General features: G+C 69.6%; 19 protein-coding genes. 13 read left to right on the forward strand and 6 right to left on the reverse strand.

Annotated features, from left to right (window positions below; all coding sequences use genetic code 11):
* The first annotated feature begins 19 nt into the window (after positions 1-19).
* Both J7E88_RS00260 and hflX read left to right on the forward strand, forming a co-directional pair.
* The gene (locus J7E88_RS00260) at positions 20-1495 is read left to right on the forward strand and encodes a M1 family metallopeptidase (RefSeq protein ID WP_215175987.1); all 1476 of its coding nucleotides are present in this window, start codon (positions 20-22) and stop codon (positions 1493-1495) included.
* Between the two features lie 171 nt (positions 1496-1666).
* The gene (gene hflX / locus J7E88_RS00265) at positions 1667-3157 is read left to right on the forward strand and encodes a GTPase HflX (protein WP_215175989.1); all 1491 of its coding nucleotides are present in this window, start codon (positions 1667-1669) and stop codon (positions 3155-3157) included.
* Between the two features lie 98 nt (positions 3158-3255).
* Here the strand turns inward: hflX and J7E88_RS00270 are convergent, their stop codons facing one another.
* Entirely contained in the window at positions 3256-4431 is a 1176-nt protein-coding gene (locus J7E88_RS00270) for a serine protease (protein ID WP_215175990.1), read from the reverse strand.
* Between the two features lie 405 nt (positions 4432-4836).
* Entirely contained in the window at positions 4837-6012 is a 1176-nt protein-coding gene (locus tag J7E88_RS00275) for a serine protease (RefSeq protein ID WP_215175991.1), read from the reverse strand.
* Positions 6013-6347: 335 nt separating this feature from the next.
* On the opposite strand from J7E88_RS00275, the gene J7E88_RS00280 reads away from it, so the two are divergent.
* The 5 genes from J7E88_RS00280 to J7E88_RS00300 all read left to right on the forward strand — a co-directional run bounded on the left by J7E88_RS00280 (position 6348) and on the right by J7E88_RS00300 (position 14613).
* Positions 6348-7721: a diaminobutyrate--2-oxoglutarate transaminase family protein gene (locus J7E88_RS00280; protein ID WP_215175993.1), complete on the forward strand. Its 1374-nt coding sequence runs from the start codon at positions 6348-6350 to the stop codon at positions 7719-7721.
* Positions 7722-7749: 28 nt separating this feature from the next.
* The gene (locus J7E88_RS00285) at positions 7750-9654 is read left to right on the forward strand and encodes an IucA/IucC family siderophore biosynthesis protein (protein WP_215175996.1); all 1905 of its coding nucleotides are present in this window, start codon (positions 7750-7752) and stop codon (positions 9652-9654) included.
* Between the two features lie 66 nt (positions 9655-9720).
* A complete protein-coding gene (locus tag J7E88_RS00290; RefSeq protein WP_374196200.1) occupies positions 9721-10482 on the forward strand; it encodes a GNAT family N-acetyltransferase in 762 nt (253 codons plus the stop codon).
* A 286-nt stretch (positions 10483-10768) separates the two neighbouring features.
* Positions 10769-12589, forward strand: coding sequence for an IucA/IucC family siderophore biosynthesis protein (locus tag J7E88_RS00295; RefSeq protein ID WP_308307218.1), 1821 nt, complete (start codon positions 10769-10771; stop codon positions 12587-12589).
* A gap of 53 nt (positions 12590-12642) precedes the next feature.
* Positions 12643-14613, forward strand: a complete 1971-nt coding sequence (locus J7E88_RS00300) for an ATP-dependent DNA helicase (RefSeq protein WP_215175998.1) — start codon at positions 12643-12645, stop codon at positions 14611-14613.
* A gap of 170 nt (positions 14614-14783) precedes the next feature.
* Here J7E88_RS00300 and lexA read toward each other — a convergent pair whose 3' ends face one another.
* Positions 14784-15569 (reverse strand): transcriptional repressor LexA, encoded by a 786-nt coding sequence (lexA, locus tag J7E88_RS00305; protein WP_215176000.1) that lies wholly within the window; start codon positions 15567-15569, stop codon positions 14784-14786.
* A gap of 622 nt (positions 15570-16191) precedes the next feature.
* Between lexA and nrdR the strand changes: the two genes are divergently transcribed.
* On the forward strand, positions 16192-16701 hold the full coding sequence (gene nrdR / locus J7E88_RS00310) for a transcriptional regulator NrdR (protein ID WP_215176002.1): 510 nt from the start codon (positions 16192-16194) through the stop codon (positions 16699-16701).
* A gap of 172 nt (positions 16702-16873) precedes the next feature.
* Positions 16874-19762 (forward strand): vitamin B12-dependent ribonucleotide reductase, encoded by a 2889-nt coding sequence (locus J7E88_RS00315; protein ID WP_215176003.1) that lies wholly within the window; start codon positions 16874-16876, stop codon positions 19760-19762.
* A gap of 155 nt (positions 19763-19917) precedes the next feature.
* Here the strand turns inward: J7E88_RS00315 and J7E88_RS00320 are convergent, their stop codons facing one another.
* Positions 19918-20439, reverse strand: a complete 522-nt coding sequence (locus J7E88_RS00320) for a TerD family protein (protein WP_215176005.1) — start codon at positions 20437-20439, stop codon at positions 19918-19920.
* A gap of 236 nt (positions 20440-20675) precedes the next feature.
* On the opposite strand from J7E88_RS00320, the gene J7E88_RS00325 reads away from it, so the two are divergent.
* Positions 20676-21281, forward strand: a complete 606-nt coding sequence (locus tag J7E88_RS00325; protein ID WP_215176007.1) for a YdbC family protein — start codon at positions 20676-20678, stop codon at positions 21279-21281.
* A gap of 39 nt (positions 21282-21320) precedes the next feature.
* Here the strand turns inward: J7E88_RS00325 and J7E88_RS00330 are convergent, their stop codons facing one another.
* Positions 21321-21944: a TetR/AcrR family transcriptional regulator gene (locus tag J7E88_RS00330; RefSeq protein ID WP_215176009.1), complete on the reverse strand. Its 624-nt coding sequence runs from the start codon at positions 21942-21944 to the stop codon at positions 21321-21323.
* A gap of 329 nt (positions 21945-22273) precedes the next feature.
* On the opposite strand from J7E88_RS00330, the gene J7E88_RS00335 reads away from it, so the two are divergent.
* Together J7E88_RS00335 and J7E88_RS00340 are read left to right on the forward strand one after the other, a co-directional pair.
* On the forward strand, positions 22274-22933 hold the full coding sequence (locus tag J7E88_RS00335) for a histidine phosphatase family protein (protein WP_215176010.1): 660 nt from the start codon (positions 22274-22276) through the stop codon (positions 22931-22933).
* A 12-nt stretch (positions 22934-22945) separates the two neighbouring features.
* Entirely contained in the window at positions 22946-23854 is a 909-nt protein-coding gene (locus J7E88_RS00340; protein ID WP_215176011.1) for an ADP-ribosylglycohydrolase family protein, read from the forward strand.
* Positions 23855-23938: 84 nt separating this feature from the next.
* Here J7E88_RS00340 and J7E88_RS00345 read toward each other — a convergent pair whose 3' ends face one another.
* Positions 23939-25492, reverse strand: coding sequence for an MFS transporter (locus tag J7E88_RS00345; RefSeq protein WP_215176013.1), 1554 nt, complete (start codon positions 25490-25492; stop codon positions 23939-23941).
* A 121-nt stretch (positions 25493-25613) separates the two neighbouring features.
* Here J7E88_RS00345 and J7E88_RS00350 point away from each other — a divergent pair, with 121 nt between their 5' ends.
* Positions 25614-26240, forward strand: coding sequence for a TetR/AcrR family transcriptional regulator (locus tag J7E88_RS00350; protein WP_215176014.1), 627 nt, complete (start codon positions 25614-25616; stop codon positions 26238-26240).
* Positions 26241-26300 lie beyond the last annotated feature (60 nt).

The following is a 26300-nucleotide window of genomic DNA, read 5'->3' on the forward strand; positions in this document are numbered from 1 at the left end:
GCGCTGGTAGCGGTAGGGCATGCTGCACACTCCCCGACGCCGCCTGCGTGCCCTGCTGATGGCCGCAGCATCGGCCGGCCTCGTCGCCGCGACACTGCCCGAACCCACCGCCCTCGGGATCGGCGACCGGCTCTTCCCCCAGCTGGGCAACCCCGGTTACGACGTCGTCGCGTACGACATCGCCCTCACCTATACAGGCAGCAACACCAAACCCCTGGACGCCGTCACCAAGATCGACGCGTTGACGCACGAGCGTCTCGACCGGGTCAACCTCGACTTCAGCCATGGCACGGTCCGCTCGGTCGAGGTCAACGGCAGCCCCGCCGAGTTCGCGTCCGCCGGTGAGGACCTCGTCGTCGAGCCCTCCACGCCCCTCGCCGCCGGATCGCACCTGCAGATCACCGTCACGCACACCAGCGACCCGCGCGGGCCCAAGACCGCCGGCGGGTGGGTGCGCACCGGCGACGGACTGGTGATGGCCAACCAGGCCGACGCGGCCCATCGCGTCTTCCCCTGCAACGACCACCCCTCGGACAAGGCGTACTTCACCTTCCGTGTCACCACCCCCGACAACCTGACAGCCGTCGCCAACGGTCAGCAGGTGGCCCGTTCCCGGAACGGCACCAGCGCCTCCTGGGTCTACCGGACCGGCCACCCCATGGCCTCCGAACTCGCCCAGGTCGCCATCGGCCGTTCCGCCGTCGTCGAGCGGCAGGGCCCGCACGGCGTGCCCATCCGCGACGTCGTCCCCGTCGCCGACAAGGCCAGGCTCGAACCCTGGCTGAAGAAGACCCCCGGCCACCTGCGGTGGATGGAGGAAAAGGTCGGCGCCTACCCCTTTGAGACATACGGCCTGCTGGTCGCCGACGCCGACACCGGTTTCGAGCTGGAGACCCAGACGCTGTCGCTCTTCGAGCGGTCCCTGTTCACCGACGCCGCCTACCCCGAGTGGTACGTCGACTCGGTCATGGTCCATGAACTGGCCCACCACTGGTTCGGCAACAGCGTGTCGCCCCGTACCTGGTCCGACCTGTGGCTCAACGAGGGGCACGCCACCTGGTACCAGGCGCTGTACGCCGAGGAGAAGGCGAAGCAGCCGCTGGTCGAACGGATGCGGCAGGCCTACCGCCTCTCCGACGGCTGGCGAGCGGCCGGAGGGCCGCCCGCTGCACCACAGGCGCCGGCGCCGGGACAGAAGCTCGGTCTCTTCCGGCCTGTGGTCTACGACGGCAGTGCCCTCGTCCTGTACGCCCTGCGGCAGACGATCGGCGAGGCCGCCTTCGCACGGCTGGAGCGGGAGTGGGTCACCCGATACCGGGACGCCACGGCGAGCACGAAGGAGTTCACCCAGCTCGCATCCCGCGTCGCGGGGCGTGACCTCAGCGGATTCTTCGACGACTGGCTCTACGAGAAGAAGACACCGGCCATGCCGGGCCACCCGGACTGGCGCAGCGTGGCCCCGAAGCCCGCGCCGCCCGCTGAAAAATTGGCGTGACTGCCCCGGGAGGTCCGTGGGACCATTCAAGAGGCGGTCGACGCTGCCGGGGCCGGGAACCCCTAGGGGAATCTTCCGGGGCCGTGACACGTTGTGACTATTGAAACCAGGGCACACTGCCCTTGTGGGCACGCCGCTCGCATCCGCTCTTTCCATCGACGTAAGGATCCAATGACCTCCTCTTCTTCCCCTTCCCAGGACGAGCAGAGCTTCGCGGAGACGCGCACCGAGAGCCTTCGGGCCGATGCCCTGATGGAAGAGGACGTCGCCTGGAGCTACGAGATCGACACCGAGCGGGACGGCGATCAGTTCGACCGCTCCGAGCGGGCCGCTCTGCGGCGCGTGGCGGGCCTTTCCACCGAACTCGAAGACGTCACCGAGGTCGAGTACCGGCAGCTGCGCCTGGAGCGCGTCGTGCTGGTCGGTGTGTGGACCTCGGGGACGGTGCAGGACGCCGAGAACTCGCTCGCGGAGCTCGCCGCACTCGCCGAGACCGCAGGCGCGCTGGTGCTCGACGGCGTCATCCAGCGGCGCGACAAGCCCGACCCGGCCACCTACATCGGATCGGGCAAGGCGACCGAGCTGCGCGACATCGTGCTCGAAACCGGAGCCGACACCGTCGTCTGCGACGGTGAGCTCAGCCCCGGCCAGCTCATCCACCTCGAGGACGTCGTCAAGGTCAAGGTGGTGGACCGCACCGCCCTGATCCTCGACATCTTCGCCCAGCACGCCAAGTCCCGAGAGGGCAAGGCGCAGGTCGCCCTGGCGCAGATGCAGTACATGCTGCCCAGGCTGCGCGGCTGGGGGCAGTCGCTGTCCCGGCAGATGGGTGGCGGCGGCGGTGGCGGCATGGCCACCCGAGGCCCCGGTGAGACCAAGATCGAGACGGATCGGCGACGGATCCGCGAGAAGATGGCGAAGATGCGCCGTGAGATCGCGGAGATGAAGACCGGCCGCGAGATCAAGCGCCAGGAGCGCCGCCGCAACAAGGTGCCGTCGGTCGCGATCGCCGGTTACACCAACGCCGGCAAGTCGTCCCTGCTCAATCGCCTCACCGGCGCCGGTGTCCTGGTGGAGAACGCGCTGTTCGCCACCCTGGACCCCACCGTCCGCCGCGCCGAGACCCCGGGCGGCCGGCTCTACACCCTCGCCGACACCGTCGGATTCGTCCGGCACCTGCCGCACCACCTGGTCGAGGCGTTCCGCTCCACGATGGAGGAGGTCGGCGACTCCGACCTGATCCTGCACGTGGTGGACGGTTCGCATCCGGCTCCGGAGGAGCAGTTGGCTGCCGTGCGCGAGGTGATCCGCGACGTGGGCGCGCTGGACGTGCCCGAGATCGTCGTGATCAACAAGGCGGACGCGGCCGATCCGCTGATGCTGCAGCGACTGCTGCGCATCGAGCGGCACGCCATCGCCGTCTCGGCCCGCACCGGTGCGGGCATCGGAGACCTGCTGGAGCTCATCGACGCAGAACTGCCCCGCCCGGAGGTCGAGATCGAGGCCCTCGTCCCGTACACCCGGGGCGGGCTCGTCTCCCGTGCGCACGCCGAGGGCGAGGTCATCTCCGAGGAGCACACCACGGAGGGCACCCTGCTCAAGGCGCGGGTCCACGAAGAGCTGGCCTCCGCACTGGCTCCCTACACACCGGCGACCCGCTGACGCGGTACAGCGGTCCAGCGGTCCCCGGAACGAAACGGAAGGCCCGCCTCCCTGAAGGAGGCGGGCCTTCCGCGTTGTCCAGCCGGTGCTCGAAGGGCCTACCGGCCCGCGAACTTGTCGCTCATCACCGAGAAGATCTGCTGCGCCCCGCGGTCCAGCCGCGGGCCGGCCAGCCAGCCCGAAGTGACCGGGCCGATCGACGTGTTGGAGACGAGCACCGTCTTGCCGCCGGGCTGCCGGACGAACCAGCCGCCGCCCGAGGAGCCGCCCGTCATGGTGCAGCCGATGCGCCACATCGTCGGCGTGCCGGGGGCGATGGAGAGCCGGCCGGGCCGGTCCACGCACTTGTGCATGATCGCGCCGTTGTACGGCGGTGCCGCCGGGTAGCCCCACGCGCCCATCGTGTCGATGCTCTTCGCCTCAGGAGCCTCGAAGTCGACGTCGAGGGCGGCGCCCACCGTCTCCTCCGGCGACTTGGAGCCCCGCTCCGGCTTCACATGCATCACGGCGTAGTCGTAGGGGGCGCCGGTGCCGCCCGTGGGACCGCCCTGGTCGATCCACTCGCCCGACGTGGCGACCCAGTCCGCCCAGTAGACGCCGTACGGGGCGATCTCCTGGGGCTGCGCCTTCTCCAGCGCGGCGGGGGACTTGCCCTTGTCGTTGTAGGCCGGGACGAAGGCGATGTTGCGGTACCAGCCGCCGGCCCGGCCCGCGTGGACGCAATGACCGGCGGTCCAGACGAGATTCGACCGGCCCGGGTTCTTCGGGTCCTTGACGACCGTCGCCGAACAGACCATCGAGCCCTCAGGGGCGTCGAAGAACACCTTGCCGACCGGTGCGGCGTTCTTGTGGTAAGGCCTCTTCTCCGCCTCGGCCCGCACTGGGCGCGGCTCCGGGTCGGTGACGTCCTGGTCACCGGAGATGTCGCCGGCGGCGAGCGTCTTGGCCGGTGCCTTGGCCGTCGTCATCCGCTCGGGCTTCCACAGACCCTCGATCACCGGGTTGACGAAGTCCTTGGCATCACGCAGCCACTTGTCCTTCTCCCAGTTCTTCCACTCGCCGTTCTTCCACTTGTCGAGGTCGACACCGTGGTCCTTGAGCTTGTCGGCCAGGTCGGCTGGAAGTGCGGCGTCTGCGCCGCCGTTGCCTGCGCCTGCCGCGGAGGCGGCGGGCTTGTCGGCAGCCTGGTCCTCGCCGGGCCCGCAGGCGGTCGCCGTCAGCGCGAGAGCCGAGACGAGGCCGGCGGCAGCCAGCAGCGGACGTATGGATCGCATGGAAACGATTCCCCCTGAAGTACGTGCGAAATGTGCCGTGAACGCGGGTGCACCAGCGCCTGATGCGACACGTCGAGGCAGGTGCGCACTGCGTACTTGCCATGGGCGTGTCATGCGAAGAGGCGGCGGCCTTCCGGAGCCGCCGCGGGTGCGGCACCACTCTAAGCCGGTGCGCAGGCGCGCAGTTGAGGCCGGTCGGCAACTCCACGGAGTCTCCACGTGATCAGCAAGGGGCGCCCGGCCTCACGGCCGAACGCCCCTGCTCTCACTCACGCCTCTGGTCCGTCACGCCTCCGGCCCCTCACACGGCGGCTCCGTCGACGCGAGGTTCTGTCACGCGGCGGCTGCGACAGAGGAGGCTCTGTCACGCGACGGCTTCGTCATGCGAACGCGGACATCCCCCGGTCACTGCCCCGCGAACTTCTTGCTGACCGCCGTGTAGACGCCCTCGGCCTCCTTGCCGAGGCGCGGACCCGCCAGCCAGCCGGCCGTCACCGGGCCGATGGAGGTGTTGGACACCAGGGCAGGCTTGCCGTCCTGGCCCTCGGCCACCCAGCCGCCACCGGAGGAACCGCCGGTCATCGTGCATCCGATGCGGTACATCGTCGGCTCCTCGGCCTTCAAGGAGAGCCGGCCCGGCTTGTCGGCGCACTGGAACAGCTTCTGGCCGTCGTACGGCGGAGCCGCCGGGTAGCCGGTCGCCGTCATGGCCGCGATGTCGGGTACCGCCGGGGCGTTGAAGTCGACCGGCAGCGCGGCGCCGACCGTCTCCTCGAGCGACTTGCCCGTGCTGCCCTTCTCCGGGGTGACGTGGATGACCGCGAAGTCGTACGGCGCACCCTGGCCGCCGGTCGCCGCGCCCTGGGCGATCCACTGCTCGGACGTCTGGGCCCAGTCGCCCCACCACACGCCGTACGGAGCGATCTCCTCCTTCGGAGCCTTCTCCAGCTCCGAGGTGGGCTTGGCGCTGTCGTTGTACGACGGGACGAAGGCGATGTTGCGGTACCAGCCGCCGCTCTTGCCGGCGTGGACGCAGTGGCCGGCCGTCCACACCATGTTCGACTTGCCCGGGTTGGCGGGGTCCTTCACCACGGTGGCGGAGCAGACCATCGAGCCCTGCGGGCCGTCGAAGAAGACCTTGCCCGCCTCGGCGGCGCTCGCGTGGTACGGGGCCTTCACCGGCACGGCGTCGACGGGCTTCGGCGTCGGGTCGGTGACACCCTCGTCACCCGAGATGTCCGGGTCCACGGGCTTCGCCGGCGGCTTGTCCGCATCGCGCATCCGGTCGGGGTCCCACAGGTCCTCGATGATCGGGTTGACATAGTCCTTGGCCTCACGGAGCCACTTGTCCTTGTCCCAGTTCTTCCACTCGCCGTTCTTCCACTTGTCCAGGTCGATCCCGTGCTCCTTGAGCCGGTCCTTGAGATCGTCCGGAATCGTGATCTTGTCGTCGGCGGTCTGACTGGCCGGGGCACTCGGCTTGTCGCCCGCGGTGTCCTCGCTCGGACCGCAGGCGGTGGCAGCCAGCGCCAGCACGGCGGCAAGGGACGCCGCTGCCAGCGTCGGGCGAATGGGTCGCATCTCGTGATCCCCCTGGGACTTCGGTGCTGCTGTTCTGTCTGAACTTCAGGCAACTGTCGGCAATGTCGGTGCTTTTGGCGGCGAACCGGCCCGCCGCCGTCCCGGTGGATCCCGCCGCCGGGTGCGGCCCCCACTATGCCGGTGCCGATGGGGACGGCGTGCACCAGGTCCGCGGTTCCGCCCGCGCAAGGATCTTCCTCCCGGCCGTGATCCCCGGCCCGCCGCGTCGTTGGTACGGGCGGGGGACACGGAGGGCGGCCTCGACGCCGAGCGGTTGCAGGCCCGGAGCCGTACCCATGGGAGACGCAACCGTGACAGCGGGAGGACCAACAGCCGTGGCCGTGACCGAACCTGCTCCGACCGCCCCGGCCGCCCAGGAGGGCATCCTGCGCCGGCAGTCGTTGCGCGAATCGGCCGCCCGCACCTATGCGCGTTCGCTGCCCATCGTGCCCGTACGCGCCCGGGGCCTGACGATCGAGGGCGCCGACGGCCGCCGCTACCTCGACTGCCTCTCCGGAGCCGGCGCCCTTGCGCTCGGGCACAACCACCCCGTCGTCCTCGAAGCCATCAGGAAGGTCCTCGACTCCGGTGCGCCGCTGCACATCCTGGACCTGGCCACACCCGTCAAGGACGCCTTCACCACCGAGCTGTTCGCCACCCTCCCACCGCAGTTCGCCGCCGACGCCCGGATCCAGTTCTGCGGGCCGGCGGGGACCGACGCCGTCGAGGCGGCACTCAAACTGGTCCGCACCGCGACCGGCCGCAACGGGATCCTCGCCTTCACCGGCGCGTACCACGGCATGACGGCCGGAGCTCTCGACGCATCGGGCGGCGCCACCGGCGTACGTGTGACACGCCTGCCCTACCCGCACGACTACCGCTGCCCCTTCGGCATCGGCGGCGAGCGCGGGGCCGAACTCACCGCACGCTGGACCGAGAACCTCCTCGACGACCCCAAGGGCGGAACACCCGCGCCCGCCGGAATGATCCTCGAACCCGTACAGGGCGAGGGCGGAGTGATCCCGGCCCCCGACGAGTGGCTGCGCCGGATGCGCCGGATCACCTCCGCCCGCTCCATCCCGCTGATCGCCGACGAGGTGCAGACGGGTGTGGGACGCACCGGCACCTTCTGGGCCGTCGAGCACAGCGGCATCGTGCCCGACGTCATGGTGCTGTCCAAGGCCATCGGCGGCTCACTTCCGCTGGCGGTCATCGTCTACCGGTCCGAGCTCGACACCTGGCAACCAGGAGCGCACGCCGGGACGTTCCGCGGCAATCAGCTCGCGATGGCCGCCGGGGCGGCCACGCTCGCGTACGTACGCGAGAACCGCCTCGCCGAACGGGCCGCCACCCTCGGCGCCCGCATGCTGTCCCGCCTGCAGGGCCTGGCCGCCGCCCACCCCTGCATGGGAGACGTGCGGGGCCGGGGACTGATGATCGGCGTGGAGCTGGTCGACCCCGACTCCACCGCCCCCGACGCGCTCGTCCCACCGCCCGCTCCCGAACTCGCCGCGACCGTCCAGCGCGAGTGTCTGAACCGCGGCCTCATCGTCGAACTCGGCGGACGACACTCCGCCGTCGTCCGCCTCCTTCCTCCGCTCACCCTCACCGACGAACAGGCCGTGGCCGTCCTCGACCGCTTCGCGGACGCACTGGCCGCCGCCGAACGCTCCACTCGACGCCGCACCGACAGCGGGCAGTCGTACTGACCCCGGACACCGCCACAAGGAAGCCTCCGTGAACCCGATCCCCGCACCCGAAGTGCCCGAGGCCCACGGCCGCCCCACCGCCGCACACCTCCCCCACGTCGCCGTGAGCGGACCGCTCACGGCCGAGGCGGCGACGGTGCCGCGCCAGCAGGGCGGGAGCCTCGACGACGAAACCCCTGACCCCGCACGGCAGTTGCCGACGTCCCCCGAAACGGCGGATCACCTCGACCACCCGGATCCCCGCCGTGCGGCCGATGCCGCCGCGATCGAGAACCTGCTCCGCTGCTGGGTGCGCGAGAACAACCTTGCCCCGCCCGACGGCAACACCCTGCGCATCCCGCTCCACGCCAGCGGAACCGCGCTGCTGGTCCCCGTCCGCTACTGGTCGGCCACCGGTTGGCACCGATTCGGGCTGCCGTCTCTGGAGAGCAGCCCCCACGATGCCACCACCACCGACGCGGTGACCGTCGCCGCGCTCCTCGGCAGGGAAGCCGGCGGCGCCGAAGGGACCGATCTCGTCGGCCGTGTCGCCGATTCCGTACAGCGCACCGCGCAGTTCATCGCCCACCGCCGCAGGCTCCCCGCCGCCCCCGAGGCCGCGGACCTCTTCCTCTCCGCCGAACAGTCCCTCCTGCTCGGCCACCCACTGCACCCCACGCCCAAGAGCCGCGAGGGACTGTCCGACGCCGAGTCCCGTCTCTACTCACCCGAGTTGTACGGCGCCTTCCCCCTTCACTGGCTGGCAGTCGACCGCTCCGTCCTCGCCGGTGACTCGGCCTGGACCGAGCGGGGCCGCACGCTCGCCGCCGAGCAGCTCACCTCCCGCCTCGCCGGTGACCTCCAGGTCCCCGGCGACTGCGCCGCGCTGCCCCTGCATCCCTGGCAGGCACGCGACCTGCGCCACCGGCCCGCCGTGGCCGCGCTCCTGGACGCCGGTCTCCTCCACGACCTCGGCCCTCACGGGGCCGATTGGCACCCCACCTCCTCCGTCCGTACCGTGCACCGCCCCGGGGCACCCGCCATGCTCAAACTGTCCCTGGGGCTGCGCATCACCAACTCTCGCCGGGAAAACCTCCGCAAGGAGCTCCACCGTGGTGTGGAGGTCCACCGTCTGCTCCGCGCGGGACTCGCCGAGCAGTGGCGCGCCGCCCACCCCGGGTTCGACATCGTGCGCGACCCCGCATGGCTCGCCGTGGACACGCCGGACGGAGAACCCGTCCCGGGACTCGACGTCATGCTGCGCCACAACCCCTTTCACCACGGCGACGACGCCGTCTGCATCGCCGCCCTGACGTCCCCCCGGCCGTGGCCCGGACGCACCGGCACGCACTCGCGACTCTCCGACACGGTCGAGCGCCTCGCCGCCCGCACCGGCCGGCCCGTCGCCGCGGTGGCGGCGGAGTGGCTCCTGCGCTACCTCGACCAGGTCGTACGCCCCCTGCTCTGGCTCGACGCCACCGCGGGCATCGCCCTCGAAGCGCACCAGCAGAACACGCTGGTACTCCTCGACCCCGAAGGCTGGCCCGTAGGAGGCCGTTACCGGGACAACCAGGGCTACTACTTCCGCCAGTCCCACCGCGACGCTCTCGAGCGCCGCCTCCCGGGCATCGGCCGCGACAGCGACACGTTCGTCTCCGACGACGTCACGGACGAGCGCTTCGCGTACTACCTCGGCATCAACAACGTGCTCGGCCTGATCGGCGCCTTCGGAGCGCAGCGCCTCGCCGACGAACGGGTCCTCCTCGCCGCCTTCCGGCGCTTCCTGGCGACCCATGTCCGTCTCGGCTCGCCGCTGCCGACGCTGCTCCTCGAAGCCCCGACGCTGCGGGCCAAGGCCAACCTGCTCACCCGCCTGCACGGCCTCGACGAACTCGTCGGCCCTGTCGACACCCAGTCCGTCTACGTCACCATCGCCAACCCTCTCGTGTCCTGAGAAGCGTGCGGATCACCGAACGCCGACACCGTGACGCCGTCCGAACGACGAGAGGAGACCGTCGCCGTGCCACACCCCGAAGCCATGACCGACACCGGCGCGGAAGAGGCTTCCCCGCCCGGCTCAGGCCCGGAGGACACCCTCCATCTACGCCTGCCCGACGAGTTCCGCACGCTCTTCCACCAAGGCGCCCACAGCAGCGTTTCTCGCGCGAAACAGATCTCCGTGTCCGCCCAGGACCTCTTGGTCGCCCCGGCAGACCTGTTGGACAGCCCGGCGGACTGGGGACCGGTGAGCACCCCCGCCGGTGAGTTCCACCTCGTTCCCGTACGTCCGGAACGGGACCTTGCGCTGATCACCCGCTGGATGAACGACCCGTCCGTTGCCGCCTTCTGGGAGCTGGACGGACCCGAGTCCGTCACGGCCGCGCACCTGCGCGGCCAGTGCGACGGAGACGGCCGCAGCGTCCCCTGCCTCGGCGTACTCGACGGCACACCCATGAGCTACTTCGAGATCTACCGTGCCGACCTCGATCCCCTGGCCCGTCACTATCCCGCCCGCCCGCACGACACCGGCATTCATCTCCTCCTCGGCGGCGTGGCCGACCGCGGACGGGGCCTGGGGTCCGTACTCCTCAGAGCCGTCTCCGACCTCGTACTCGACCGCCGCCCGCGCTGCGCACGTGTCGTCGCCGAACCCGATCTGCGCAACACCCCCTCCGTGTCCGCCTTTCTCAACGCCGGCTTCCGCTTGTTCGGGGAAGCCGACCTACCCGACAAGCGAGCCGCGCTCATGGTCCGTGATCGCGGTCTGCGGCACCTGCTGTGACCGGCTCGCTGCGTTCCTACACCGCTCGAACCGCATCGGTTCCACTCGAGGAGTCCCCGTGCCGAAGCCCCCTGCCAGCCACGACTCCACCGCCTCGACCGAAAGCACCGCCTCGATCGAACCCACCGCCTCGACCGACTCCGCCGCTTGGGCAGAGTCCAGCGCCTCGACCCGCTCCACGCCTTCGACCGCACGCATCGGCGCTGCACGCGCTGCCGGCACCGCACGCGCCGAACCCGCCGCACGCGCCGAACCGGCGACCCAGCCGTCGCCGTCCGGCCTGTGTGTGCCACCCGGCCTCGACCGGGACAGCTGGGAGCGGGCCGCCGCCCGACTGCTGGCCAAGATGATCGGCGAGTTCGCCTACGAGGAGATCATCGAGCCGAAGATCGCCGAACCGCGGGCGGACGCGGCCGCTGTCCCTCACAGCGCCCAGCCCGGCGACCTCACACGCCCGGCACCGAGCCGGCGCTACGTCCTCACCGTCGACGACCGCGGAGACCTGACCTTCCTGGCGCGGCGCGGTGCCTACGGAAGCTGGCGCGTGGAGGCCGGCTCCGTCGAGTGGAGCGGGCAGCCCTTCTCGGACCCGCTCGCCTTCCTCGCCCGGGCGAAGGACACCCTCGCCCTCGACGGGGCCACCCTCGGCCACCTGCTGCGCGAGCTCTCCCTCACCCTCACCGCCGACACCGCGCTCTCCCACAGGGCGGTCATGGCCGCCGAGCTGGCCGACCTCGGCTACGCCGAACTCGAGGGACACCAGACCGGGCATCCGTGGCTCGTCCTCAACAAGGGCCGCATCGGATTCTCGGCACGCGACGCCGCCCGCTGGTCACCCGAAGCACGCAGCCCCGCTGCACTGCCGTGGATCGCCGTCGGCACCGCACTCGCGCGGTACCGGGGCGTCTCGCACCTCGCCACACCGGACGACCTCTATCACCGCGAGCTCGACGACTCCGTGCGCGCCGCTTTCGACGCCGCACTGCGCGCCAGAGGGCTTGATCCGGCGGCGTACCTCTTTCTGCCCGTACACCCCTGGCAGTGGGACGAGGTGCTGCTGCCGCTGTACGCACCGGCCATCGCCCGGCAGGAGATCGTCCCGCTGACCGAGGACGGCGATCTCCGGCTGCCCCAGCAGTCCATCCGTACGTTCGTGAACGTCGACCGCCCTGATCGGCACACGGTCAAACTGCCGCTGTCCATCCTCAACACGCTGGTGTGGCGCGGACTGCCCACGGAACGGACCCTCGCAGCTCCGGCCGTCACCGCGTGGGTGCAGGGACTGCGGGATGCCGACCCGTTCCTCCGCGACGACTGCCGGGCGATCCTGCTCGGAGAGGTCGCCTCGGTCACCGTCGAGCATCCCCTGTACGACCGCCTCGACGGTGTGCCCTATCAGTACAAGGAACTGCTCGGCGCCATCTGGCGCGAGCCGCTCGGGCCGCGCCTGGACCCGGGCGAGCGGGCCCGCACCCTCGCGTCACTGCTCCACACCGATCCCCGGGGCCGCGCCTTCGCCGCCGAGCTGGTCGAGCGGTCGGGGCTCGGCCCCGACGTCTGGCTCCAGCGGCTGTTCGCCGCTCTCCTGCCTCCGCTGCTGCACTTTCTCTACCGCTACGGGACGGTCTTCTCCCCGCACGGGGAGAACGCGATCGTCGTCTACGACGAGCACGACGTCCCGGTGCGGCTGGCGATCAAGGATTTCGTCGACGACGTCAACGTCAGCGCCCGGCCGCTGCCCGAGCACGCCTCGATGCCGGACGAGGTGCGGCGTGTCCTGCTGACCGAGGAGCCCGGTTTCCTCACCCAGTTCATCCACTCGGGACTCTTCGTGGGCGTCTTCCGGTATCTCGCCCCGCTCTTCGATGATCAGCTCGGAGTCGCCGAGGCGGCGTTCTTCTCCCTCGTACGGGCGGAGATCCTCCGGTATCAGGCCCGCTTCCCGGAGCTCGAGGAGCGTTACGAGCTGTTCGATCTGCTCACGGAACGTATCGATCGGTTGTGCCTCAACCGCAACAGGCTTCATCTCGACGGTTACCGTGACCGGCCCGACCGTCCCCACGCCGCCGTGCACGGCACCGTGCCCAACCCGCTGAGCATGGCCTGATGCGCGCGATGGGTGATCGTGGTGTCAGTGGTGCCCCGTAGGCTGGTCGAGCTATGACGAAGCCATCCCTCCCCGAGCTCCTCCATGCCGCCGTCACCGCCGTCGGCGGGGTGGAACGGCCAGGCCAGGTCACGATGGCCGAGGCCGTCGCCGAGGCCGTCGACGACAATTCCCACCTTCTGGTGCAGGCCGGCACCGGCACCGGAAAGTCCCTGGGATATCTGGTCCCGGCGCTTGCCCATGGGGAAAGGGTGGTCGTCGCCACCGCCACCCTCGCGCTGCAGCGGCAGCTGGTGGAGCGTGATCTTCCGCGCACCGTCGACGCGCTGCACCCCCTGCTGCGCCGGCGGCCCGAGTTCGCCATGCTCAAGGGCCGCTCCAACTACCTCTGCCTGCACCGTCTGCACGAGGGCGCGCCGCAGGACGAGGAGGAGGGCCTCTTCGACCAGTTCGAGGCCGCCGCGCCGACGAGCAAGCTCGGCCAGGACCTGCTGCGCATGCGGGACTGGGCGGACGAGACCGAGACGGGCGACCGCGACGACCTCACGCCCGGTGTTTCCGACCGGGCCTGGGGCCAGGTCTCCGTCTCCTCCCGCGAATGCCTCGGGGCGTCCAAGTGCGCATACGGCGCCGAGTGCTTCGCCGAGATGGCCAGGGAGCGTGCGAAGCTCGCCGACGTGGTGGTCACCAATCACGCGCTGCTCGCGATCGACGCCATCGAGGGAGCGCCGGTCCTGCCGCAGCACGAGGTGCTGATCGTCGACGAGGCGCACGAGCTGGTCTCGCGCGTGACCGGTGTCGCCACCGGCGAGCTCACCCCGGGCCAGGTCAACCGCGCTGTGCGCCGCGCGGCGAAACTGGTCAACGAGAAGGCGGCGGACGCGCTCCAGACCGCCTCGGAGACGTTCGAGCGCGTGATGGAGCTGGCGCTGCCGGGCCGCCTCGAGGAAATCCCGGAGGACCTGGGCTACGCGCTCATGGCGCTGCGTGACGCCTCACGGACGGTGATCAGCGCGATCGGCTCCGCCCGGGACAAGTCGGTCCAGGACGAGGACGCGGTGCGCAAGCAGGCGCTCGCCTCCGTGGAGAACATCCATGCCGTCGCCGAGCGCATCACCCAGGGTTCCGAGTACGACGTCGTCTGGTACGAGCGGCACGACCGCTTCGGCGCTTCGCTGCGTGTGGCGCCCCTGTCGGTCTCGGGGCTACTGCGCGAGAAGCTGTTCTCGGAGCGGTCGGTGGTGCTCACGTCCGCGACCCTCAAGCTGGGCGGCGACTTCAACGGGGTGGGGGCATCGCTGGGGCTCGCCCCGGAGGGCACCGGCGGGGAGGAGGTGCCGCAGTGGAAGGGCCTCGATGTCGGTTCGCCCTTCGACTACCCCAAGCAGGGCATCCTCTACGTCGCACGGCACCTTGCGACGCCGGGCCGTGAAGGTTCGCGCGGCGACATGATGGACGAGCTGGCCGAGCTGGTGGAGGCCGCCGGCGGACGCACCCTCGGGCTGTTCTCCTCCATGCGGGCCGCCCAGGCCGCCGCCGAGGAACTGAGAGGGCGGCTCGACAAGCCGATCCTGCTGCAGGGCGAGGAGACGCTCGGCGAGTTGATCAAAAATTTCGCCGCCGATCCCGAGACCTGCCTCTTCGGCACGCTCTCCCTCTGGCAGGGCGTCGATGTGCCGGGCCCCGGATGCCAGCTGGTGGTCATGGACCGCATCCCGTTCCCGCGGCCCGACGACCCGCTGATGAGCGCGCGGCAGAAGGCGGTGGAGGAAGCCGGCGGCAACGGCTTCATGGCCGTCGCCGCGACGCATGCGGCCCTCCTCATGGCGCAGGGCGCCGGCCGTCTGGTGCGTGCCACGGGCGATCGTGGCGTCGTCGCCGTGCTGGACCCGAGGCTGGCCAACGCCCGGTACGGGAGCTATCTGCGGGCTTCTCTGCCCGATTTCTGGTACACGACGGACCGCAATCAGGTGCGCCGGTCGCTGGCGGCCATTGACGCGGCGGCCAAGGCGGACGGCAAGTAGCCCAGCGGCCGCGTGCGTCCCGCCGGGGGAGACCCACACATCCTTCCCGCCTGTAGAAGACACGGCTGGTAGAAGACACGGCTGGTAGAAGACACGGCAGGAAGAAGACACGGCAGGACCCCGGGACCGGCGCAGTGGGTCCCGGGGCCCGGTCAGAGCCGGCGAGTCCGTCAGACCCGCCGCAGCACCGCCACCACCTTGCCGAGGATGGTCGCCTCGTCGCCGGGGATGGGCTGGTACGCAGCGTTGTGCGGGAGCAGCCAGACATGGCCGTTCTCCCGCTTGAAGCGCTTGACGGTGGCCTCGCCGTCGAGCATCGCGGCGACGATGTCCCCGTTCTCGGCGACGGGCTGGCGGCGCACCGTCACCCAGTCGCCGTCGCAGATCGCGGCCTCGATCATCGAGTCGCCGACGACCTTGAGGACGAACAGCTCGCCGTCACCGACCAGCTGCCGGGGGAGGGGAAAGACGTCCTCGACGGACTCCTCGGCGAGGATCGGGCCACCGGCCGCGATCCGGCCCACCAGCGGCACATACGAAGCGGCGGGCTTGCCTGTGGTGTCCGTCGGCTGGGTGCTGGGCTGGTCGGAGCCGCGGACCTCGTACGCGCGGGGGCGGTGCGGGTCCCGCCGCAGGAAGCCCTTGCGCTCCAGCGCCATGAGCTGGTGTGCGACGGAGGAGGTGCTGGAAAGCCCGACCGCCTGGCCGATCTCGCGCATGGACGGCGGGTAACCCCGGCGCTGCACGGAGTCGCGGATCACCTCGATGACACGCCGCTGCCGGTCCGTGAGGCCGGAGCTGTCCGCCCGGATCCCTGGAGGTCGGCCGGGCAGCGAGCGGGTGGGCTTGGGCCCCTCCGGGGTCGTGGCTGCGTCATTCATGGCATGCACCGGCTCGAATCGGTTCTGGGAGCGGTCCTGGGCAGTGATGGCGGCACTGTCAGCGGTGGTGGTCACGTCGGCCCCTCTCGAATGGTCTCCCTAGCTGGACAACGGTAGTTGCTTTCGAAAGGTTGCGCCAAACACACGTTCGAGTGAAAAATCGCGGATTGTCTGACGTGGCTGCTCAGCTGGGTGTATGTGCGAACGCCGTGATGCGGGTCGGCGGGAGTTCTTACGGTAGCCTCCGCCGCCGGAGGGGTGGGGGCCGGGCCGGTGATCAGTCTGGCACTGCCTTCCGTCCGGCACTCGTAGCCGCGCTCGCGCGCCCGCTCGCTCCCCGCTCGTGCGGCTGCGCTTTCGGTGCTTCCCTTGCTCCGGGTGTGCGCTCCGGATTCTTCCCGTGCGCTCCGTGCTCGGCCGTGCGGGATGCGTTTCCCTCGTTTCGTGTGCGCTCTGTGGATGGCCCTCATACGGCCCGTACGCGGCCGGTCGCCCGGCCTGTGCGCGCGACACGCGCTACGGACCGAAAAATCGGTCGGACCCCAGATCTAGTGGTTGGATTGTGACCGCCACCCAGAAGTTGTGGTCCCCGGTCCGTCGAAGCCCGGGGGATCGCCTATGCTTGGGGCTGCTTCGGGGGGCTCAACGGGCCTGTTGAGGCTATTCGGTCGTGCTGTTGAAGGAGGGGTTGGGAGCCATGCACTGTCCCTTCTGCAGGCACCCTGACAGCCGCGTCGTCGACAGTCGGACCACCGACGACGGAACGTCGATCCGACGCCGCCGGCAGTGCCCCGACTGCTCCCGCCGCTTCACGACGGTGGAGACCGCGTCGCTGATGGTGATCAAGCGCAGCGGCGTGACGGAACCTTTCAGCCGCACCAAGGTCATCTCCGGCGTCCGCAAGGCGTGCCAGGGGCGACCGGTCACGGAAGACGCTCTCGCTCAGCTCGGCCAGCGGGTCGAGGAAGCGGTGCGCGCCACCGGAAGTGCCGAGCTGACCACCCACGACGTCGGTCTGGCCATACTCGGCCCCCTGCAGGAACTCGACCTCGTCGCGTACCTGCGTTTCGCGTCCGTCTACCGGGCGTTCGACTCACTCGAGGACTTCGAGGCCGCCATCGCGGAGCTCCGCGGCGAGCGGCCACCCGTAAAGGAGCGGAGCGACGGGGCCGTCGAGGTCCCCGTTCCCGCGACCGCCGCCGACTGAGCGGCACCGGCCGAGCGGGCGGAGCCTGTGCGTCACGGGCTCTCCGGCCGGCTCAGGGCGGCACATGACCTGTCACGGGCGCCGAAGAGGCGCTCCGGGACAACAGACACAAGCAGTGCCACGGGAAGATCTGGGCACTTCAGGGCGTTTTTGCCCATGTATGGGAGGCGGCATGACCGAGACGACGAGCGGCCCGGCACGAGGGTCCCGCACCAAGGGAGCCAAGGCGAGCAAGGGCCTGCGTATCGAGCGGATCCACACCACCCCCGGCGTGCACCCGTACGACGAGGTGGTCTGGGAGCGCCGTGACGTCGTCATGACCAACTGGCGCGACGGCTCGGTGAACTTCGAGCAGCGTGGCGTCGAGTTCCCCGACTTCTGGTCGGTGAACGCGGTCAACATCGTCACCAGCAAGTACTTCCGCGGGGCGGTCGGCACCCCCCAGCGCGAGACCGGTCTCAAGCAGCTCATCGACCGGATCGTGAAGACGTACCGCAAGGCCGGCGAGGACTACAACTACTTCGCCTCGCCCGCCGACGCCGAGATCTTCGAGCACGAGCTGGCGTACGCCCTGCTGCACCAGATCTTCAGCTTCAACTCTCCGGTGTGGTTCAACGTCGGCACGCCCCAGCCGCAGCAGGTCTCCGCCTGCTTCATCCTGTCCGTCGACGACTCCATGGAGTCGATCCTCGACTGGTACAAGGAAGAGGGCATGATCTTCAAGGGCGGCTCCGGCGCCGGCCTGAACCTCTCCCGTATTCGCTCCTCCAAGGAGCTGCTGTCCTCGGGCGGCAACGCCTCCGGCCCCGTTTCGTTCATGCGCGGTGCCGACGCCTCTGCAGGAACGATCAAGTCCGGCGGTGCCACGCGTCGTGCGGCCAAGATGGTCATCCTCGACGTCGACCACCCCGACATCGAGAACTTCATCGAGACCAAGGTCAAGGAAGAGGAGAAGATCCGCGCACTGCGTGACGCGGGCTTCGACATGGACCTGGGCGGCGACGACATCACGTCCGTCCAGTACCAGAACGCCAACAACTCGGTGCGCGTCAACGACGAGTTCATGAAGGCCGTCGAGTCCGGTGGGAAGTTCGGGCTGCGCGCCCGGATGACCGGTGAGGTCATCGAGGAGGTCGACGCCAAGGCGCTCTTCCGCAAGATGGCCGAGGCCGCCTGGGCCTGCGCCGACCCGGGCATCCAGTACGACGACACGATCAACCACTGGCACACCTGCCCCGAGTCCGGCCGCATCAACGGCTCGAACCCTTGCAGCGAGTACATGCACCTGGACAACACCTCGTGCAACCTGGCTTCGCTGAACCTCATGAAGTTCCTCAAGGACAACGGCAAGGGCAACCAGTCCTTCGACGTCGAGCGCTTCTCCAAGGTCGTCGAGCTGGTCATCACCGCGATGGACATCTCCATCTGCTTCGCGGACTTCCCGACGCAGAAGATCGGTGAGAACACCCGCGCCTTCCGCCAGCTGGGCATCGGTTACGCCAACCTGGGCGCCCTGCTCATGGCAACCGGCCACGCCTACGACTCCGACGGCGGCCGCGCCCTCGCCGGTGCCATCACCTCGCTGATGACCGGCACGTCCTACAAGCGCTCCGCCGAACTCGCCGCGGTCGTCGGCCCGTACGACGGCTACGCCCGCAACGCCGAGCCGCACCAGCGCGTGATGAAGCAGCACGCCGACGCCAACGCCAAGGCCGTCCGCATGGACGACCTGGACACGCCGGTCTGGGCCGCGGCCACCGAGGCCTGGCAGGACGTGATCCGTCTCGGCGAGAAGAACGGATTCCGTAACTCCCAGGCGTCCGTCATCGCCCCGACCGGCACCATCGGTCTCGCGATGTCCTGCGACACCACCGGTCTCGAGCCGGACCTGGCCCTGGTCAAGTTCAAGAAGCTCGTCGGCGGTGGCTCGATGCAGATCGTCAACGGCACGGTGCCGCAGGCACTGCGCCGCCTCGGCTACCAGCCGGAGCAGATCGAGGCGATCGTCGCCCACATCGCCGAGCACGGCAATGTGATCGACGCGCCCGGCCTGAAGCCGGAGCACTACGAGGTCTTCGACTGCGCCATGGGCGAGCGCTCCATCTCCGCGATGGGCCACGTCCGCATGATGGCCGCCATCCAGCCGTGGATCTCGGGTGCGCTCTCCAAGACGGTCAACATGCCGGAGTCGGCGACCGTCGAAGAGGTCGAGGAGATCTACTTCGAGGCGTGGAAGATGGGCGTCAAGGCGCTCGCCATCTACCGCGACAACTGCAAGGTCGGGCAGCCCCTCTCCGCCAAGAAGAAGGAGAAGGAGAAGGCCGAGGTGACCGCGAAGGCCGAGGAGACGATCCGGTCCGCGGTCGAGAAGGTCGTCGAGTACCGCCCCGTCCGCAAGCGCCTCCCCAAGGGCCGCCCGGGCATCACGACCTCGTTCACCGTCGGTGGCGCCGAGGGATACATGACGGCCAACTCCTACCCGGACGACGGCCTCGGCGAGGTCTTCCTGAAGATGTCGAAGCAGGGCTCCACCCTCGCGGGCATGATGGACGCCTTCTCGATCGCCGTCTCGGTGGGCCTGCAGTACGGCGTTCCGCTGGAGACGTACGTCTCCAAGTTCACCAACATGCGCTTCGAACCGGCCGGTATGACCGACGACCCGGACGTGCGGATGGCGCAGTCGATCGTCGACTACATCTTCCGACGCCTGGCGCTGGACTTCCTGCCGTTCGAGACGCGTTCCGCGCTCGGCATCCACTCGGCCGAGGAGCGTCAGCGTCACCTGGAGACCGGTTCCTACGAGCAGTCCGTCGACGATGTCGAGCTCGACGTCGAGGCGCTGGCACAGTCAGCCCCGCGGCATCAGGAACTGAAGGCCGTGGCTCCCCCGAAGGCGGAGGTCCCGGCTCCCAAGCAGGCTCACACCTCGGCCGAGCTGGTCGAGATGCAGCTCGGCATCAGCGCCGACGCGCCGCTCTGCTTCTCCTGTGGAACGAAGATGCAGCGGGCCGGTTCCTGCTACATCTGCGAGGGCTGCGGCTCCACCAGCGGCTGCAGCTGAAACCGAGCGGAACCGCGTGGGATGCCACGTCCGACGTAGCCCGCACTGGTAGCTGACCAGCAGCGCACGAAGGGGACCGACCTCAGGTCGGTCCCCTTCGTCGTGCCTGCCCCGGGCGGAGCCGCGGACCGGCCGGCGGAGCTGTGGACCGGCCGTCAGCCGCTCATCAGGCTGACGAAGTCCTGCGGGTCGGTGTCGAAGCCGCGCACCGATTCTCGGAACTGCCAGTTCCCCGCCTCATCGCGGGTGAACTCGCACACGACGGCGGCCGTGGACTGCGAGACCGCGGTGAAGTCGCACGCTGCCAGCTCGCCATGCCCTTCCAGGACCCGCACCAGCGTGTTGGCTATGTCGCCGAACACCTTCCGGCCGTCGCGCTGCTGGATGACGACGCCCACGACGACCCGCCCGTACACCGGCGCCAGCCGGTCGAACTCCAGCGTCATGACCTCGTCGGCGCCGAATCCCTGCCCGGTCCTGCTGTCCCTCGTCAGGATGATCGTCCCGTCCGGTGACCTGCTGTCGAAATGGACGACGTACGCCGGCTTGCCGTTCGTGGAATCCGACCGGTACGTCGCTGCCACCAGGTCGAGATCGTGGGGCATCTCGCCCAGCGGACTCGGATCCCACTTGAGGGCCACCTCGGCCTTCCGGACCCCCTTGCTGAGGCTGCTCACCGGATCTCCCTCCCCGTAACTGCCTTCAGACCTATGAGTGTTGACCGTAGTCGCTCGGCAGGGGATGCGGCGAGGCGGCCGCTGTCGCACGGCCACATCGCGGAACTCCTCGTCGAGGCTGCCGCCAGAGGGCTCGGACCGGGACGTCCTGGCGCATGACCAGCGCACCGTCGCACGGGCGGATGCACTCCTGCCGACGGGGGCCGGGGCCGCGGTCCGGGCCGTACGATGGCGCGGTGCTGGTCAAGTGGATTCGCTGCACCGTGGTGGACCGTCGAGGGTTCGAGCGGGGGCAGCGGAAGTGGGCGGGTCTGCTGGGTGAGCCGGGATTCCGGGGGCAGGGCGGCGGTTGGAGCCGAATACGGCCTGATGTCGCCCATGTGTTCTCCTTCTGGGAGAGCCGGCCGTTCTACGACTCGTTCATGGCGCGGTCCCACGACAGGCTGGCAGCGGGGCAGTCGGGCACGTACAAGGACATCCAGGCCAAGCTCTTCGACTACCGCTTTGATGTGAAGACAGGCTTCGAGCCGCGTTTCGCGGATGCGGATGTGGTGCGGGTGGCGCACTGCCGTGTCCGTGAGGAACGGGTCGAGCACTTCACCCTCATGCAGGAGAAGGTGTGGAATCCCGCGATGGCCGGATCTCCGGGGATGGTGCGCGGGCTGTTCGGCGAGGCACCCGGAAACGAATTCCTGGTGATGTCCATGTGGTTGTCCGCGGCGGAACACGGTAAATACCGCAGAGAGCGGGTCGAGCGGCTCCTCCTGCGGGCACAGACCGAGGCCGACGTCTCCGCCCTGGCCGGGGACGTCGTGGAACTGGAGCCGTCCTGGACGGTCTGATCGTGCCCTTCCGCGACCCGGCCCGACATCGACGGAGGATCACGCCCTCGCCTGTGTCGAGAAGACACCGGCACGAACCGCCGCGATCGCCGCTGCTGCCGACCGGTCGGCGAGAGCCCGGTCGACCGGCTCGCGCGTGATGAACAGCCGGAAGAACAAGGGTGCGGAAACCGCTCGCACCACGTCGCCCGCATCGGTTGCTGCGGGCGCCTCGCCGCGCGCGACCGCTCGTTCGACGACGGCTGCCGACCGTCTGAATCGCGCCGCGTAGAAGGCGTGCAGGGCCTCGGCCGCGCGCTCCGACCGGAAGGCTGCGGCGATGAACGCCGCAGGGGCTGCCGCCGCCGCCGGGTCGTTGAGGAATTCCGCCACCTCCCGTGCCAGCGCATGAAGGTCTCCTTCCAGGCTGCCGGTGTCGGGTGGGGTCCAGCTGTCCTCCCCGGCGAGGTCGAGTGCGTCGGCCACGAGCTCTTCGACGCCTCCCCACCGGCGGTAGAGGGTCGTCTTGTGGACGCCCGAGCGCTCGGCGACGTATTCCACGGTGAGGCCGGGGTAGCCGTGCTCGCCGAGGCCCGTGAGGACGGCATCTCGGACCGCTGCGCGGGTGCGTGCGGTTCGACCGCCGGGGCGCTGGGTGCCGGGCGCCGGCGCCTTCTCGTCCAATTGCCACTCCTGTTGCGTTAGTGGCCTTCATGGTGGCACACTCTTCGTAACGCGAAAAGTGTTGCGTTAGTCGGCGCGGCCGGTCGGTCGGTCGCTTCTTCCGCGCTCGGAGGGGAGTCATGGGGTACCTCGCCCAGGAGATACCGGTGAGCCGCGCGGGCGAGCCCTTCTTCCTGCCTTCGCGCGCGGCCTTACTTCGCGGACGAGGAGGAGCAGGGGGAGCTGCTGCTGTCCTTCGGTCCGCTCCGCCCTCGCGATCTCCCGTCAGATACGCCGGATGCATTCGGGCCGACTCCTCGACCGGCAACGGCCGGGCCTAGGGTCGTCCCATGGCACGACCGCGACGCATCGTCCTTGTACGGCACGGAGAATCGGTGGGCAACGCCGACGACTCGGTCTATGAGCGCGAGCCCGATCACGCGCTCCGCCTCACGGCGCTGGGAGTGGCCCAGGCAGAGGAGACCGGCGTACGACTGCGCGAGATGTTCGGTCGGGAGCGTGTCAGCGTGTACGTCTCGCCGTACCGCCGTACCCACGAGACCTTCCGTGCGTTCGGGCTCGATCCGGAGCTGGTCCGCGTCCGGGAGGAGCCGAGGCTCAGGGAGCAGGACTGGGGGAACTGGCAGGACAGGGATGACGTCCGGCTGCAGAAGGCGTACCGCGATGCCTACGGCCACTTCTTCTACCGCTTTGCGCAGGGCGAGTCCGGCGCGGATGTGTACGACCGCGTCGGGGCGTTCCTGGAGAGCCTGCACCGCAGCTTCGAAGCACCCGACCATCCGCCCAACGTCCTGCTGGTCACTCACGGACTGACCATGCGCCTGTTCTGCATGCGCTGGTTCCACTGGTCGGTCGCCGAATTCGAGTCGCTGGCCAACCCGGGCAACGGAGAGACCCGGATACTTCAGCTGCGCGAGGACGGGCGCTATGCGCTGGACCGGCCGTTCGAGCGCTGGAGAACCCCAGAGCCGTACGGCGTCACCGGATAGAGTGGCAACAAGATGACCGCTGATTCCTCTCGCGACCGGCGCTTCGTACGCGCCCTGGACAGCCTGCGCGGACTGTCCGTGGGAGACGCCCTGGGCTCCCAGTTCTTCGTACCTTCGAACTATCCCCTGCTGAAGCGGCGCGAGCTGCCGCCGTCCGACTGGCAGTGGACCGACGACACCGAAATGGCCTGCTCCGTCCTCGCGGTGCTCGTTGAGCACGATCGCATCGAGCAGGACGCGCTGGCCCGCTCGTTCGCCGAGCACCACGACTTCGACCGCGGTTACGGTCCGGCCGTCAACCGGATGCTCCGGCTGATCAGGGAGGGAGGGGACTGGCGGGAGCTGGCCGCCGCTCTCTTCCAGGGCCAGGGATCATGGGGCAATGGTTCGGCGATGAGGATCGCTCCGCTCGGCGCCTGGTACGCGGACGACCCCGAGCAGGCGACCCACCAGGCAGAGATCTCCTCCTACACGACCCACCAGCACCGCGAGGCGGTCGTCGGCGCCATGGCCGTGGCCGCAGCGGCCGCACTGGCCGCGAATCCGGCCGGCACACCGGGGCCGGCCGAGCTGCTGGACGGTGTGATCGCCCTGGTTCCCCGCAGCGCTGTCGGTGCGGGCCTGAGGCGGGCACGGGACATGCTCGACTTCGGCGACGCCGGCACAGTGGCGGCCGTCCTCGGCAGCGGCCGGCGCACCAGCGCCCATGACACCGTGCCGTTCGCCCTATGGTCCGCTGCCCGGTCCCTCGGGGACTTCGAGGAGACCTTCTGGACGACCGCGCAAGTCGGCGGAGACGTCGACACCACCTGTGCGATCGCCTGCGGCGTGGTCGCGGCGGGGAAGGCAGGCCGGCCGCCGGCCGCCTGGCTGGAGCGGACCGAGGACCTTCCGGAGTGGCTGCCCGAGGGCCCGGGCTGATCGGATCCGGTGGCACACGTGGGTACGGGCCGTCCCCCGCACGGCCCGTACCCCATGACCAGGACCCGATGGTGTGATCGGCTCCTAGCCCGCGTGTGCGCCCGGACCGGCCGCGCCGCTCAGCGCCTCGACGTCGCTCTTTCGGACCCGGATGACGAAGACGGCGGCCAGTACCGCGAGCCCGACCAGTCCCACACCGGCCCAGAAGGCGGTGGCGATCCCCTCGGCGAGTACCTGATGCCCCCATGGCGGCGGCAGCTCGTGCGTCTTGGCGAACGCCTCCTTTTGGTCAGGAGTGGACTCGGCGAGGAACGAGGGAAGCTGCCGCTCCGCCTCTTCCCTGCCGGCGGTTCCGAAGACGGTCATGAGAATCGACAGCCCGAGGGAGCCGCCGACCATCTGCGTCGCATTGAGCAGACCGGAGGCTGCGCCCGACTCGTGCTGTGCCACCCCCGACACGGCCGTCAGCGTCGCGGTGACGAAGACGAGTCCCATGCCGAAACCGAACAGCAGCATCGGCCCGAGGACCCCTCCGACGTAGGAGCTGTCCGGGGCGATCGCCGTCAGCCACGCCATGCCGCCGCCGCTGAGCACGGCGCCCGAGACCAGGAAGGGCTTGGGGCCGAGTACGGGCAGCAGCTTCGAGGAGATTCCCGCGGCGGCCACGATCATGACGGTGACCGGAAGGAAGGCCAGCCCGGAGGTTATGGGGCTGTAGCCCAGCACGTTCTGGACGAAGAGCACGATGAAGAAGAACATGCCGAACATCGCGGCCGAGAGGCTCATCATGATCAGGTAGGTGCCGGATCGGTTGCGGTCCGCGAACATGTGCAGGGGCGTGATCGGCTCGCGCGCCCTGCGCTCGACGAGGACGAACGCGGTGAGCAGAACCGCGGCCACGGCAAAGGCCCCCAGGGTCAGTTCGTCGCGCCAGCCCTCCTCGGACGCCCGGATGAACCCGTAGACCAGGGAGGCCATGCCCACGGTGGACGTGAGCGCGCCGGAGACGTCGAACCGGCCGGATTGACGCTCCGACTCGTTGATGAACACGGGAGCGAGGACCGCGATCAGGATGCCGATGGGGAGGTTCACGTAGAACACCCATCGCCAGTCGAGCCACTCCGTGAGCATGCCGCCCGCCAGCAGACCGATGGCCGCCCCGCTGGCGGACACCGCCGCGAAGATGCCGAACGCCCGGTTCCGCTCAGGGCCTTCGCGGAAGGTCGTGGTGATGAGGGCGAGTGCGGTGGGGGAGGCGATGGCCCCGCCCACACCCTGCAGGGCACGCGCCGCGAGCATCTGCCACGGTTCCTGGGCGACGCCGCACAGCAGGGAGGCGACGGTGAAGAGAAGCACGCCGGAGACGAAGACCCGGCGTCGCCCGAGGATGTCGCCCGCCCTGCCGCCCAGCAGCAGGAGGCCGCCGAAGGTGAGCGTGTAGGCGTTCACCACCCATGAGAGCTGCGTCGTGGTGAACTCGAGAGCTCCTTGGATATGGGGCAGCGCGATGTTCACAATCGTGGTGTCGAGGACCACCATGAGCTGGAGAGCCGCGATCACTGCGAGGGCGATTCCGGGGCGGCCCTGCCGTCGGGCCGCCCCGGGTTTGTCAGGAGCCGTCAATTGAAAGGTTGTCACTTCATATCCCCCACCAACGAGTTAGTGAACGGAGCCGTTCACTTTTCCGTCAACCGTAGAGAATCCCCGTCAGTGAACGCAAGCGTTCACTAGACCTCCAGTCCCCAACGGAGAGATGAAGATGGCCACTTCGCGCTGGTGCCCTGGTGCGCAGGCCCCGCCGGGTCCGCTGCGCCGCCGAGGGCCCGTGCTGGAACGAGCGATCCTGGAAGCCGCGCTGGAGCAGCTGAGCACGGTCGGCTGGGGTGGCCTCACGATGGAAGGCATCGCCGCCGGAGCCCAGACAGGCAAGGCCGCCGTCTACCGCCGCTGGCCGTCGAAGGAGGACCTGGTCGCCGACGCCCTCGAAGCCGGGCTGCCGACATTGGACGAGGCCGCCGACCACGGCGACATCCGCGAGGATCTCTACCAGCTCTGCCGGCAGGTGCGGGACGCCATGTTCTCCCGCTCGGGCGTGGCGCTGCGCTCGGTGCTTTACGAATGCGACACCGCCTCCGCCGAGCGCTTCCGCAATGTCATCGTCAACCGGGTCGTCGAACCGTCCAACCGTCTCTTCCGGGAGGTTGTGCGCCGTGGTGTCGCCAGGGGCGACGTCCGGGCCGACGCCACATGTGACCTGGTTTTCGACGTCGTCCCGGGCTTGCTGATGTATCGCTCCAAGGTGTGCGGGAGCGAATGGCCGGACCAGGACATCGCCGAAATGATCGACCAGGTCATGGTGCCGCTGCTACGGCCGGGCAGCGGCTGACGGGCGGCGCGAAGAGCCTGACGGGAATCCGGGTGTCGCAGCGCCCCTCAGGCGGCGTAA

This window comes from Streptomyces sp. ISL-10 (genome assembly GCF_018614575.1).
GTDB lineage: Bacteria > Actinomycetota > Actinomycetes > Streptomycetales > Streptomycetaceae > Streptomyces.